Source organism: Mycetocola tolaasinivorans, from assembly GCF_003667565.1.
Taxonomy (GTDB): Bacteria; Actinomycetota; Actinomycetes; order Actinomycetales; family Microbacteriaceae; genus Mycetocola; species Mycetocola tolaasinivorans.
In genome coordinates, this window is sequence record NZ_RCUX01000002.1 from 151,714 (window position 1) to 165,117 (window position 13,404).

Below are 13,404 nucleotides of genomic sequence, written 5' to 3' on the forward strand. Positions count from 1 at the left end.
TCTGGGCCGGGAATGAGGCCCGGGAACCCGGGGTGAGGGCCAAACACGAGGTTTGACACGATTCTTCTTTATCGTCTATCCTATAGGAAATAGGCCAGGGATCCTCGGGGTACTCGCGTACCCGCTTACCCCTGGGATTCAGACACAAAGGAGTCTCGCCCCATGACGACCGCACGCCCCCGCATCGCGCTCACCCTCGGAGACCCGGCCGGAATCGGCCCCGAGCTGGCCGCCAAGGTTATCTCCCGCCCCGGCATCCTGGACGCCGTTGAGGTGTACATTCTCGCCGATCGCGCCGAGCTTGAGCGCGCCTTCGCCGACGCTCGCCTCCCACTGGTTCCGCTGAGCGATGAGCCCACCCCCGGAGCCGCCATCCTGCTGGATGACAACAGTGCTCCGGCCGAGGAGATCCCGGTGGGCCAGGTGAGCGTCGCCGCCGGTGCGCGCGCCATGCACCAGCTGGAGCGCGCGCTCGCCCTGGTTAAGGAGGGGCGCGTGGGAGCCATCGTCTTTACCCCGCTCAACAAGACCAGCCTGCACCTCGCCGGAATGCACGAGGACGACGAGCTGCGCTGGTTCGCAAAGCACCTCGAATTCGAGGGCACCACCTCCGAGCTCAACGTCTTGGACGGCCTGTGGACGGCCCGCGTCACCTCGCACATTCCGCTGAGCGGGGTTGCCGAACGCATCACCGCACCGAACGTCACGGCCGCGATCGAGCTGCTGAACACCGTGCTTGTAGACGCCGGGCTCACCCCGAAGATCGGCGTGTGCGCGCTCAACCCGCACGCCGGCGAAAACGGCAATTTCGGCCGCGAGGAGATCGACCACATCGCCCCCGGAATCGAGGCCGCCCGCGCCACCGGCATCAACGTCAGCGGACCGTTCCCCTCCGACACCATCTTCCTCGCCGCCAAGCGGGGCGACTTCAACGGCGTGGTCACGATGTACCACGACCAGGGCCAGATCGCGATGAAGCTCATCGGTTTTGACGGTGGCGTCACCATTTCCGGCGGACTGCCGGTCGCGATCACCACCCCGGCCCACGGCACCGCTTTCGAAATCGTCGGCCAGGGAATCGCGAACACTCGCTCCACCGAGCACGCCTTCGACATTGCGGTTTCGGTCGCCTCCCGTCGCCTGAACGACTAGTTTTTTCTCCCCCTTCCCCCTTCGTAGACACCCAAGACAATGAGGTCGGTTTGATGTCCCATTCGATTCCCCCAAAACAGTCCAAAATTCGGTTGAAGATCTTCGGGGTCCTCTGGATCCTGGTGCTGCTGAACTTTATTGACCGCGCGGCACTCTCCATCGCGATGCCGCTGATCAGCGAGGAGTTTGAGCTCACTCCAGCCGTGCAGGGCTGGCTGCTCGGGTCGTTCTTCTGGACCTACCTGCTGTTCCAAATCCCCGGCGGCTGGCTGCTCGACCGCTTCGGTGCCCGCAAGGTTGTGGGTTGGGCCGGCGCGGTCTGGGGCGGATTCCAGCTCCTCGGCGGTCTCGCCACCAGCGGCATTTTCCTGGGTGCAACCCGCCTTGGACTCGGTGCCACCGAGGCTCCGGTATTCCCCGCCGCGGCCAAGCTGAACTCCCGTTGGCTACCCTCCAAGGAGCGCGCCCGCGGCGCGACCTTCATCGATGCGGCGACCCCGGCCGGCTCCGCGCTCGGCGGTATCATCGTCACCGCGCTGATCGGATTCACCGGCGGTTGGCGGATGGCCTTCATCCTCACCGGTGCCCTGACGATCCTGGTCGCCGTGGCCTACTACTTCTATCTTCGCGACACCCCGGAGGAGCACCCCGGGGTCAACGAAGCCGAGCTGGCACACATTCGCAGTGACGTCGACGTGGCCGATAAGGCCCTGGGTGGAGTGCTGCCCCGCCTGGCCGATTACGCCCGCTCCTCATCGTTCTGGGGTCTGTGGCTTGGCCGTCTGGGCTGGGCGACCGTGTGGTGGGGCATCATCTCCTGGACCCCGTCCTACCTCTCCAGCGCGATGGGCTTCGACCTCGCCGGCCTGGGCTGGGGCACCTTCGCGGTGTATGGCATGGGAGTCTTTGGTCAGCTGATTGCCGGCTGGGCCACCGATAAGTTCCGTGCCCGCACCACCAACTACAACGGCGTGATGAAGACGATCCTCGCGATCTCCGGTCTGGGTACCGTGGCCTCGATCCTCACCCTGCCCTTCATCGACAACGGCTACCTGGCTCTGGTCTCCCTCGGGCTCGCGGTCTTCTTTGTGCAGTTCGGTGGCGTCTACTGGGCCTTCCCGGCCTGGCTCGCTCCCAAGCCCCAGGTGGGCAAGGTGGGCAGCGTGATGAACATCGCCTCCAGCGCGGGCGGTGGCCTGGCACCGGTCATCATGGGATACGCGATTCTCGCCGGTGGTGGCAGCTACACCGGAGCGTTTGTCTTCCTCGCTGCGGCCGCGGCCCTCTACCTGCTGGGATCGATGACCATCAACTTCAACCGTCCGCTGGCACGGATGCGCCAGACCGTGGAGGCCTAGCATGGCGCTGTATCAGGGGCCGATCGTTGATGCCCACCACCACTTCTGGGAGCCCGAGCTAGGCAGACAGCCTTGGCTGCTTCCGGAGGCTGCCATTGCGTTCCGCTACGGTTCCTATGAGTCGATCAAGCGCACCTATCTTCCGCCGCAACTGCGTGAGGACGCTGCCGGCTTGAACCTCGTGGGCACCGTGACCATGGAGACCGAGTGGGATCTGGATGACCCGATCGGCGAGATGGACTACACCGAGGACATTGCCCGCCGATATGGGCTCCCCACCGCCGCCATCGCACACGCCGTGCTTCGGGATCCGGCAATCGAGGCGGTCCTCGAAGAGCTCGGTGGTCGCCCGTTTGTGCGCGGTGTGCGGAACAAGCCCGGCCAGGCGGCGAGCCCCGCCTTGGCGGCGAGCGAACCGACGCTGATGGAGGACCCCCAGTGGCGGCGAGGATTCGCCCTGCTCGACACCTACGGCCTCGACTTCGAGCTGCAGGTGGCCTGGTGGCACATGCATGAGGCGTCCCGGCTGGCCGCGGACTTCCCGGAGACCCAGATCACGATCAATCACACCGGGCTTCCCTCTGATCGCAGCCCCGAGGGGCTGCGCGGCTGGGCTGAGGCACTGCGACTCATGGCTCGGCACGAAAACGTACTGATCAAGATCTCCGGAATCGGGCTCCCCGGTGTGCCCTGGAGCGCGGAAAATAATCGCGAGGTGGTGCAGACCACCGCCGATATCTTCGGGCCGGACCGGATTATGTTTGCCAGTAATTTCCCGGTCGACTCGCTCGTGGGCGGGTATCACGAGATATTCACCGGTTTTGCGGAGATCGCGCGCGGATGGTCCGCGGACGAACAGCGCGCTGCCTTTATCGACAACGCGATCCGTGCGTATCGGCTGCCCGCCGATCTCGGCGCATAGCACCACACGTCCGGGGTTCCGGGATGCACGCATCCCGGAACCCCGCTATTCCAGGAGGAATCATGAAGACCGTCGTACTCGACGACGACCCGACCGGCACCCAGTCCGCGACCAACGTGCGGGTGCTGCTGGAAACGAGTGTGGACCTGTTGGAGGCGGCGCTGAGTCAGTCCAACAGCGTCTACGTGCTGACAAACAGCCGCGCGATTAACGAGGAGAGCGCGGTGGCGCTGCTCGAACGGATTCGTTCCGAAGCGCGGGCCGCGGCCGCTCGCCTGGGCGAGGAGGTGCGCTTTGTCCTGCGGGGCGATTCGACCCTGCGCGGGCACGTGTTCGCCGAAACCGAGGTGTTTTGTGAGCCGGACTCGGTGGTGCTGTTTGCCCCGGCGTTCCCGGACGGTGGCCGGGTAACCCGTGAGGGGACGCATCTTGTCCGTATCGGCGGGCGTGATGTTCCGGCCCATGAGACCGAGTTTGCCAACGATCCGGTGTTTCCGTTTCGCAGCTCGGTGCTTGCCGAGTACGTGGCCGAGAAGTCTGATCGGCCGGCGATCCGTATTTCGAGCGAGCGGGTCCGTGCCGGGGAGTTGGCCGACGTGCTCCTGACCGCAGCGCCGCGCAGCGTGATCCTGCCCGATGTGGAGACAAATGAGGACATCGTGCTCATCGCCGAGGCGATCGAGGAGGCTACTCGCCGAGCGGGTGCCGCCCGGGTCGTGGTGCGTTCGGCCGCGCCGCTGGCCGCCGAACTGGCCGGGGTGCACAGCGCGGGCCTTCTCTCGACCCCGCTGCTGGCGCAGCGTGGACGGGTGCTGCTCGTGTGCGGCTCCCACACGATCGGCGCGACGGCTCAGCTGGCCGAGGTTGAGCGAGAATACGGTGTGGCCACGGTGATTCCCACCGCCACCGCGCTGGAGGATCCGAGTGCTGCCGGGCTGATTGCGGCGGATGCCGCCCGGGGAAGCCTCGTGGATCGCGGGTTTACCGCGGTGACCACCGAACGCGTGCGCTCCGCCGAACACAACACCCTCGACCATGGTGAACGCGTCATGGCCGCGCTGACGACGGCCGTGCGAGCGCTGCTACCGGAGAGCGATGTGATCGTCTCCAAGGGTGGAATCACCTCCGCCGACACCGCTCGGATCGGTATTGGTGCGACCTCGGCGCTGGTGAGTGGGCAGATCCTGCCGGGGGTTTCGGTGTGGCTGCTGGAGGGGGCGGACGGCCGCTCGCGCCCCTACGTTGTGGTGCCGGGAAACGTGGGGGATGCGGACACCCTGAAGCGGGTCTTGGATTCGCTCGCCGCGCACTAGACGTCTAGTTACAAACCGCTCGTGTGGGCCGTGGAAATCTTTGGATTTTCGCGGCCCACATGCGTTTTTGTGCGTCAAAAACCGGGGCATGTATGGTCTGACAAGACATGCCGAGTGTAATTGACTTAATCGAACACATGTTCGAATATTAACGCATGTCGCTCGCGTTCTCCTCTCGTGTGGGCGCCGGGCCCTCGGGACTCGGCGCCGATTCTGGTGCCGCCGAACGGGCTGGCACCGTGGCGGCGCTGCGTGAGCGCATCCGGGGGATGCAGCGCACCGAACTAGAGTCTCAGCCACTACCGACGCTGCCCGTTCTGGTCGATCTGCTCCCCGGCGGAGTGCTGCGCGCGGGCGGGGTGTACGCGGTGCCGGATGCGCCGGTACTGGCGATGGCGCTCGCCGCCGGACCGAGCGGGGCCGGCTCCTGGAGCGCGGTGGTGGACCTCCCCACGTTTGGAATTGAGGCCGCCGAACGGGTGGGGATCAACCTCGACCGGCTCGTGGTGGTGCCGACCCCCGGCGCGCACTGGCTCGAGGTGGTGGCGGCGCTCGCCGATGTGGTGACCGTGATCATCACCGGGCCTGCCCCGCACCTGAGTACCTCGGATCGCGCCCGGCTCACCGCCCGCCTGCATCAGCGCGCGGCGATGCTCGTGACGCTCGGAACCTGGCCCGGGAGCGACGCCGAGCTGCGCAGTACCGCGGGCAGCTGGGACGGCATCGGGGCGGGATTTGGGTATCTGGGGGCGCGCGAGCTGCGGGTGGACTCCACCGATCGTGCCGGACGCCTGCGCCGTGGATCACTGACCCTCGCCGAGAGCGGCGGCCTCACGGCGCCGACCCCGCGGATCCGCGCGGTGCCCCGGCCCGAACGCACTCTGGCCGGAGTTGGCTGATGGTGCTACTTACGGGTGAGGGGTGCGCTGATGAGTGAGCGGGTGTTGGCGCTGTGGATGCCGGACTGGGGCGTGCTCACCGCCGCCGAGGATGAGGGGATCGCCTCGGACGTGCCGGTGGTGCTCACCGCGCGCGGTGAGGTGTTCGCAGCGAACGCGGTAGCGCGGGCGCTGGGCGTGCGGCGGGGGCTCAGGATTCGAGAGGCACAGGAGCGTGCGGCGAACGCCGTGTTTGTGCCGTATCGGGAGGATGCGGATCACCGCCGATTCGAGCCGCTGATTCGCGTGTTGGAGGGGATCGTCCCGAGCATTCAGCAGGTGCGGCCGGGGCTCTGCCTGGTGCCCGGACGCGGCCCCGCCCGGTACTACGGGAGCGAGGCGGCGGCGGCCGAGGCACTGACGAGAGCACTGCGCGCTGCGGAGGTTATCCCGACCGGTTCCGCCGTGCGGATCGGCGCGGCCGACGGCGTCTTTGCCGCGCAGCAGGCCGCGTATCGGGCGGTTCCCGTGGAGATGCCGGAATCGGAATCTACGGAGCTTCTCGCCTCTGTGACGGGCACCGAAGCAGATGCCCTGCTCCTTATCCCGGCCGGGTGCTCCGCCCGCTTCCTTGCCCCGATGCCCGTGACAACGCTCGGTGAGCCCGAACTCTCCCGCGTCCTGGCTCGCCTTGGCGTGCACCGGCTCGGCGAACTGGCCGCGCTGCCCGCGGCCTCGGTGCGCGATCGGTTCGGCGCGGCCGGGGAGCAGGCGCACCGGATCGCCTCCGGGGAGGACCCACGCCGGGTGCGCCCCCGGGTGCCGCCGGCCGAGCTCGCGGTGGAGCGGGAGTTCGATCCGCCGCTGGAGCGAGCCGACCAGGCCGCCTTCGGGTTCCGTGCATCCGCCGATCGCTTCCTCGCGGGGCTCGCCGAGCACGCACTCGTGGTGAGTGCGGTGCGGATCGAGATTATCGGTGATCGCGGGGGCCGTAGCGCCCGCAGCTGGCTGCACCCGCGACACCTCGATGCGGGCGACGTCGTGGATCGCGTGCGCTGGCAGCTGCAGGGTGCCGGAGCCATCGAGGCGGCGCTGGCCGAACCGGTGGCGCTGATCCGGGTGATTCCCGAAACCCTCGCCGCGATGAGTACGCAGGAACCCGGGCTCTGGGGCGGCGGCCCGGACACCCGCGTGTATAACGGGCTTACCCGGTTACAGGGCATGGTGGGGCACGATGGCGTCCTGACGGCGCGGATCGGTGCGGGTCGCGAACCCCGCGAACGCCAGAGCCTGGTGCCCTGGGGAGAGCGCGATCCACGCACCGACCCCGCCGGCCCCTGGCCCGGGAGTCTGCCCGGAGCGCCACCCCAGACCGTGCTGCCCGAACCGATGCCGGCGCGGGTGATCGATGCGGCGGGGGAGAGCGTGGCCATTAGCGACCGCGACGTGCTCAGCGCTCCGCCGCGTCGCCTGCAGATCCCCCCGCTGCCGCGCATTGCCCCGGGCGGGGTGGACTCCGAGGTGCGCGCATGGGCGGGCCCCTGGCCGGTGATCACCGGCACCACCGCCGACCGGGTGGATCGCTTCCAACTGCTGGATGAACGCGGCCACGGCTGGCTGGTGCGTCGCGATCGGGGCGAGTGGTGGGCGGAGGCTCGCTATGACTAGACGAAACAGTAGGGAAGGAGCGCGAGATGGGATTCTCGAATCCGCCGATTCCGTGGTCGGAGTTTGAGCGTCGGCTCAGCGGCCGTCGTGCCGCCGAGACCGTGCCGTCGGAGAGCCCGGACGCACCGCGCGAGACGCACGCGGAGACCCCCGAGCAAGCGGAGGGCCCGGGATACGCCGAGCTGCACGCGCACTCAAACTTCAGCTTTCTGGACGGCGCATCCGGCCCCGACGAGCTCGTCACCGAGGCGGTGCGGCTGGGCCTGCACGGTCTCGCGCTCACCGACCACAACGGCTTCTACGGTGCGGTGCGGCTGGCCGAGGCCGCCGAGAAGCACCCCGATCTGCGCACGATGTTTGGAGCCGAACTGACCCTGGGGTTGGATGCCCCACAGAACGGGGTGCCCGATCCGGCCGGCCAGCACCTGCTGCTGCTCGCCCGGGGGATCGAGGGATACCACGCGCTCGCCGGGGCGATCACCCGTGGACAGCTCGCTCCCGAGGCCGAAAAGGGCGCGCCCCGCTACGATCCCGATGTGCTCGCAGACCGCCTGCGCGGCCGGGTGATCGCGCTCACCGGCTGCCGCAAGGGGCCGGTGCGGTCGGCCCTGGAGACCGCGGGGCTGGACGCCGCCCGGACCGAGCTGATCCTGCTGGAGGAGCGCTTCGGAGCGGAGAACGTGCTGGTGGAACTCACCGACCTGGGCGATCCGCGCGACAGCACCCGCAATGACGCCCTCGCGAGCCTCGCCCGTGAGCGCGGTCTGCCGATCGTGGCCACCACCGCGGCCCACGCGGCCGCGCCGGATCGCCGCCGCCTCGCCCGCGCACTCGCCGCGGTGCGCGCCCGCACCAGCATTGACGCCCACGCCGGCTGGCTGCCCGCCGCGGGCGGTGCGTACCTGCGCTCCCCGGCCGAGATGCACGCGCGCTTCGCCCGGTATCCGGGGGCCGCCGCACACACCGTGACGGTGGCCGAGGAGATCGGATTCCGGCTGCGCTCGGCCCGGCCCCGGCTGCCCCGGCAGGAGGTGCCCGAGGGCCACACCCCGATGAGCTGGCTGCGCGAGCTCACCTGGCGCGGAGCCGCGAAGCTGTACCCGAATATGAGCGAGAGCGACCGCGACCGCATCACCCGCGAGCTCGCGGTGATCGAACAGAAGGACTTCCCCGGCTACTTCCTCATCGTGCACGACATCGTGCGGTTTGCGCGCTCGCGCGGCATCCTCTGTCAGGGGCGCGGATCGGCCGCCAACTCGGCCGTGTGCTATCTGCTGGAGATCACCGCGGTCGACTCCATCGCCTATGGCCTGCCCTTTGAGCGCTTCCTCTCCAGCCTGCGCGCCGAGGAGCCGGACATCGACGTGGACTTCGACGCCGACCGCCGAGAGGAGGTCATCCAGTACGTGTACGAGCGCTACGGACGATTCAACGCGGCTCAGGTGGCCAACGTCATCACCTACCGGCCCAAGGCGGCAATCCGAGACATGGCCAAGGCACTGGGGTATACGCCCGGGCAGCAGGATGCCTGGTCCAAGCGGATCGAGCGCGGCAGCGCGCTCGCCGAGGATCCGGAGATCCCCGAACCGCTCCGCGAGCTGAGTACCGAGCTGCTGGGCTTTCCCCGGCACCTGGGCATCCACTCGGGTGGCATGGTGCTGACCGATCGCCCGGTGGGGGAGGTCTGCCCGATCGAACACGGCCGGATGGACGGCCGCACGGTCCTGCAGTGGGACAAGGACGACTGCGCCTGGATGGGGCTGGTCAAATTCGACCTGCTGGGCCTCGGCATGCTCGCCGCCATCCAGCACTGCTTCGACCTGGTGGAGGCGCACACCGGCGAGCACTGGGATCTCCACTCGCTCCCCAAGGAGGAGGCCGGGGTCTACGACCAGCTGTGTCGGGCCGACGCCGTGGGGGTCTTCCAGGTGGAGTCACGCGCGCAGCTCGGGATGCTCCCGCGGCTGCGTCCACGCACGTTCTATGACCTGGTGATCGAGGTGGCGCTGGTGCGTCCCGGGCCCATCCAGGGGGGCGCGGTGCACCCGTATATTCGGCGCCGGATGGGGCAGGAACCGGTGACCTACCTGCACCCGAGCCTCGAACCGGTGCTCGAACGCACCCTGGGCATCCCGCTGTTTCAGGAGCAGCTCATGCAGATGGCGATGGCCGTGGGTGGTTGCGACGCCGAGGACGCCGACCTCCTGCGCCGCGCGATGGGTTCCAAGCGCGGCCGGGAGAAGATCGCGACCCTGCGCGAAAAGCTGTACGCGGGCATGGCGGAAAACGGCATCGTCGGGGCCGAGGCCGACAACATCTACGAGCGCATCGAGGCCTTTTCAAACTTCGGTTTTGCCGAGAGCCACTCGATCAGCTTCGCGCTGATCGTCTACGCGAGCGCCTGGCTGCGCCTGCACTATCCGGGAGCGTTCCTCGCCGCGCTGCTGCGCGCGCAGCCGATGGGGTTTTACGCCCCGCACACGCTCGTGGCCGATGCGACCCGGCACGGCGTGCAGACCCTGCGTCCGGATCTCCATCGCTCGGGGGTGGACGCCGGTCTGGAACCCCTCGCCACCGTGGATACCCGGCACAGCGGCATGGATGCCTGCCTGCACACCCCGGCCGAGAGCCCGGGTCCATTCGACCCGGCCGGGCCGAACCTCGACCACGAGCATCGCCGCGATGCGGGATTCGCGGTGCGGCTGGGCCTCGCCGGAATCACCGGAATCGGGGCGGAGGCTGCCGCCCGGATCGTGGCCGAGCGCGAGCGCGGGGGCGAGTACACCGGCATGGACGATCTCGGCCGTCGCACCGGGCTGTCCTCCGCGCAGCTCGAAGCGCTCGCCACCTCGGGGGCCTGCGATGGCCTGGGAACCTCGCGTCGGCAGGCGCTCTGGCAGGCGGGCCCGGCCTCGCGGGAGAGCCCGAATCAGCTGGCCGGATCCGCGGTCACGGTACAGCCGCCCCTGTTTGCGATGCTGGATGCGCAGGAGACCCTCGCCGCCGACCTCTGGGCCACCGGAATCTCGACCGATGATCACCCGCTCGCCGGGCTACGCGGTGCGCTGAGCGCGCGGGATATCCTCGGATCTGCGGCCCTGCGTGATGCCGAGTCTGGACGCCGGGTGCGCGTGGCCGGGGTCGTGGTGCACCGCCAACGGCCGGCCACGGCCTCCGGCATCACGTTTGTGAATCTCGAGGATGAGGACGGCATGATCAACGTGATCTGTAGCGTGGGCCTGTGGAATCGCTACCGGCGGGTGCTGCGGGAGTCGCCCGCGCTGGTGATTCGCGGCATTCTGGAGCGCAGCCCGGAGGGCATTATCAACGTGGTTGCGGATGGCGCGGAGCCACTGGATCTCGCGGTTCGCACCCGATCGAGAGACTTCCAATAGCAGGGTGATTGGCCTCGAATCGAGATTCTGGGCGCTCCCTCGGTAGACTGTCAGCATGATCTTTGTAATTGCACTGGTTCTTTTCCTTGGTGGAATCTACCTGTTCGGTCTGGCTTTCCAGGTTGAGGACTTCCACGCGCTCGTCTTCTTCTCCGGAATTCTCGCGATTTCGCTGAGCATCGCGATCCCCTTCCACATGCTGCGGAGGCGCTAGCGGGAGAACGGTGACCGTTCTCAAGTTCGGGCGTTCCGAGGCGGTTGCCGGGGACGCCACGGTGCTGTCACGCGTGTGCTCGGTGGCGGGGATCCTGGGGTTTGTGACCGCGATCACCCTCATCGTTTTTGCCGCGTATCGGCTCGACGCCGGTGGTGCGTTCTGGGGGCTGGGCGTTCTTGCCCTGGCCATCCTGGTGCACGCGGTGGGCGTGGTGTTAAGGCTGCGACACGGATTCACCCTGGGTTCGGCCCGGGCATAACCTCAAATGACGATCATTCCCTCGGGAACGGTCGTCATTTTTGTTTATCCATTGGTTTTTCAGGTGGAATCGGTAAGACTGATAACGCAGGTTATTCACTAGCTCGAGGAGGAATTATGGGATTCATCGAAGACGCCAAGGAAACCATCGAAGCCGGTGCCGAAAAGGTATCGCGTGCCGCACACGACCTGGTAGACCAGGCAAAGGACAAGGTCGACGAGGTCAAGGCCGATGCCGAGGTCAAGAAGGCCGAAGCCGAGGCCGAGTCGGTCAGGGCCCGCAACGAGGCCAAGGAAAAGCTGCGCGACTAGTCGCACACGGATATTTCTTCGTGGCGGGGGCACCGAGTGCTCCCGCCACGAGTGCGTTAACGGTGCCTAGCGGCGTGCGCGGCGCATCATGACGAGCAGTGCGAGCGCACGCCAGCCGATCAGGAACAGGGCGAGCACCCCGGCGGTCACGAGCACAAATGATAGCGGTGCCTCGCCGCCCGCGAGCACCCGCAGCGGCAGGCCGAGTACCACGGTGGAGAGCCAAATCAGCGGGCCGGTCCAGCGCAGGGCCACGGGGTTTCGCCAGGCCAGGGTGACCAGCCAGCCGATCGCGGCACCCGCGAGGAACGGCCAGGCGGTGCCGAGGATCCCCAGCAGATCGTTGCCCTCCGCGTGGCTGCGTCGGCCGAGCATTACAAAGACGATGATCAGCAGGGCATCGAGGGCCGCGGCCGAGACAATCGAACGGGCGGGGGAGGATCCAAAGCGCATGATCCCAGTCTAGAGCCGCGCCGAGGGCCCATCGCGGTGGAGCTGGCGCTAGCTGCGACGCAGGGCGATGAACATCACTACGAAGCCGGCGATGCCGACCGCCATCGCGCCGAGCATGAGGCCGAGCTCGAGGCTCGTGGCGGGGCAGGCCGCGGCGACGGTGTCGTCGGCGCACGTACGCCAGGGCTGCAGGAGGCCAAGAATCAGCCCAATAACACCCGCTGCCATGAGTCCCATACCGATGAGACCGAGGGGGGTTGCGCGACGTCGGGGAGTGGCCATGTAACCATCGTAGGGGACACCGAGCCGTACGCAACTACCTGTTTTGTCCACGCCGTGGAAAAGCGAGTGCTTAGGCGGTGTTAGCCCCGCGCGAGAGCTAGTACTCGTCGATAACGGGTGTTATCTCGGGGCTGCTCAGGTGCTCGTAAACGATCGAGGTGCGCACGTCCGCAACCTCGGGTTTTTCGGTTAGACGATCGATCACAAAGGCGTACAGGTGTGCGTTATCGGGTACGGCCACGTGGAGGAGAAAATCCTCGGTGCCGCTGGTGACAAACACCCCGATGACCTCGGGAAGGGCGGCGGCCCACTCCCGAAACCCCTCGATATTGGCGCGCGTGGGCGGGCGCACGCGCACGGCCACCATGGCCTGAACGGGGCGGCCGATCTGCTCGAGGTCGAGTTCGAGGCGCGCGCCGCGAATGATCCCGCGGTCGCGAAGTGCGCGGGTGCGATCGAGCGCGGTGGTGGGCGCGATGCCCACCGCGGCGGCGACGTCACGATTTGTGCGTCGTGCATCGCGCTGCAATTCCCGCAGAATCGCCGTATCTAATTCGTCCAAACGCGCCATATCCACATCTTATCCGCAGAAAATACGAGTTTTCCACAGACTTATGCACATGTGTCTAAACTTCGTCGATATGAACGAGTTAAATACGACCAAACCTGGGGATAACCGAGTTAGTGGAGCGCGCATTGGTTTTTTGCCGGAGGAGATTCGTCCGGGCGAGCCGACGCGCAGTGCGCGGCTGAAGTGGGTCATCGTGGTCTCCGCGGATCTCCCCGCGGGGCGTATCGCAAACGCCGTGGCTTGCGTAGCGGCGGTCGCCGGTGACGACGTTTTCGGGATGCTTGGAGAGCCGGCTGTGGATGCCTCGGGGTCGCCGCACGCGGGATTGCCCTGGGCTGGATGCAGTATCGTGGTGGCCCCGGCGGACAGGCTGGCATCGATCCGAGCCCGGGCGGCAGCTCGGGATGACGTTCACGTGGCGGATATGCCCACGCTCGCGCAGGAGACCCGGGTGTACGCCGAGTATCTCGAGGGGCTTTCGGGGCTGGAGCCCCCGGCGGTGACGTATGCGGCGGTCGGCCTGGTGGGCGAGCGCAAGCGGATTGACCGCCTGGTGGGTGGGCTAGCGCTGTTGGGGTAGGCGATGGCGGGGTTGCTTTTGTACATACTAGTAGTTACAGTTAAC

The 13,404-nt window shown here is 67.4% G+C and carries 14 protein-coding genes; 11 read left to right on the forward strand and 3 right to left on the reverse strand.

The genetic code is table 11. The features are described 5' to 3' along the window. Positions 1–162: 162 nt before the first annotated feature. The 10 genes from D9V32_RS02580 to D9V32_RS02620 all read left to right on the forward strand — a co-directional run bounded on the left by D9V32_RS02580 (position 163) and on the right by D9V32_RS02620 (position 11,473). Positions 163–1,152, forward strand: coding sequence for a 4-hydroxythreonine-4-phosphate dehydrogenase PdxA (locus tag D9V32_RS02580; protein ID WP_121647341.1), 990 nt, complete (start codon positions 163–165; stop codon positions 1,150–1,152). A gap of 92 nt (positions 1,153–1,244) precedes the next feature. Further along, positions 1,245–2,510, forward strand: coding sequence for an MFS transporter (locus D9V32_RS02585; RefSeq protein ID WP_183086141.1), 1,266 nt, complete (start codon positions 1,245–1,247; stop codon positions 2,508–2,510). A gap of 1 nt (position 2,511) precedes the next feature. Further along, positions 2,512–3,432: an amidohydrolase family protein gene (locus D9V32_RS02590; protein WP_121647343.1), complete on the forward strand. Its 921-nt coding sequence runs from the start codon at positions 2,512–2,514 to the stop codon at positions 3,430–3,432. Positions 3,433–3,494: 62 nt separating this feature from the next. Beyond that, positions 3,495–4,745 (forward strand): four-carbon acid sugar kinase family protein, encoded by a 1,251-nt coding sequence (locus D9V32_RS02595; protein WP_121647344.1) that lies wholly within the window; start codon positions 3,495–3,497, stop codon positions 4,743–4,745. Positions 4,746–4,900: 155 nt separating this feature from the next. Beyond that, positions 4,901–5,644 (forward strand): hypothetical protein, encoded by a 744-nt coding sequence (locus tag D9V32_RS02600; RefSeq protein WP_121647345.1) that lies wholly within the window; start codon positions 4,901–4,903, stop codon positions 5,642–5,644. A gap of 30 nt (positions 5,645–5,674) precedes the next feature. After that, complete coding sequence (locus D9V32_RS02605) at positions 5,675–7,291, forward strand: Y-family DNA polymerase (RefSeq protein ID WP_121647346.1); 1,617 nt, start codon at positions 5,675–5,677, stop codon at positions 7,289–7,291. Positions 7,292–7,317: 26 nt separating this feature from the next. After that, positions 7,318–10,686 (forward strand): error-prone DNA polymerase, encoded by a 3,369-nt coding sequence (locus D9V32_RS02610; RefSeq protein ID WP_121647347.1) that lies wholly within the window; start codon positions 7,318–7,320, stop codon positions 10,684–10,686. 55 nt (positions 10,687–10,741) lie between these two features. Next, positions 10,742–10,900 carry a hypothetical protein gene (locus tag D9V32_RS16175; RefSeq protein ID WP_183086142.1) on the forward strand — a complete coding sequence of 53 codons (159 nt, stop codon included), beginning with the start codon at positions 10,742–10,744 and terminating at the stop codon, positions 10,898–10,900. A 10-nt stretch (positions 10,901–10,910) separates the two neighbouring features. Then, positions 10,911–11,162, forward strand: coding sequence for a hypothetical protein (locus D9V32_RS02615; protein ID WP_121647348.1), 252 nt, complete (start codon positions 10,911–10,913; stop codon positions 11,160–11,162). A gap of 116 nt (positions 11,163–11,278) precedes the next feature. Further along, complete coding sequence (locus D9V32_RS02620) at positions 11,279–11,473, forward strand: hypothetical protein (protein ID WP_121647349.1); 195 nt, start codon at positions 11,279–11,281, stop codon at positions 11,471–11,473. Positions 11,474–11,539: 66 nt separating this feature from the next. Here the strand turns inward: D9V32_RS02620 and D9V32_RS02625 are convergent, their stop codons facing one another. The 3 genes from D9V32_RS02625 to D9V32_RS02635 all read right to left on the reverse strand — a co-directional run bounded on the left by D9V32_RS02625 (position 11,540) and on the right by D9V32_RS02635 (position 12,779). Beyond that, complete coding sequence (locus tag D9V32_RS02625; RefSeq protein WP_121647350.1) at positions 11,540–11,926, reverse strand: DUF3054 domain-containing protein; 387 nt, start codon at positions 11,924–11,926, stop codon at positions 11,540–11,542. Positions 11,927–11,974: 48 nt separating this feature from the next. Next, positions 11,975–12,208, reverse strand: a complete 234-nt coding sequence (locus D9V32_RS02630) for a hypothetical protein (RefSeq protein WP_121647351.1) — start codon at positions 12,206–12,208, stop codon at positions 11,975–11,977. Between the two features lie 97 nt (positions 12,209–12,305). Next, positions 12,306–12,779 (reverse strand): Lrp/AsnC family transcriptional regulator, encoded by a 474-nt coding sequence (locus tag D9V32_RS02635; protein WP_183086143.1) that lies wholly within the window; start codon positions 12,777–12,779, stop codon positions 12,306–12,308. A 133-nt stretch (positions 12,780–12,912) separates the two neighbouring features. Here D9V32_RS02635 and D9V32_RS02640 point away from each other — a divergent pair, with 133 nt between their 5' ends. Next, positions 12,913–13,359, forward strand: a complete 447-nt coding sequence (locus D9V32_RS02640; RefSeq protein WP_245981964.1) for a DUF2000 domain-containing protein — start codon at positions 12,913–12,915, stop codon at positions 13,357–13,359. The last annotated feature ends 45 nt before the right edge of the window (positions 13,360–13,404 follow it).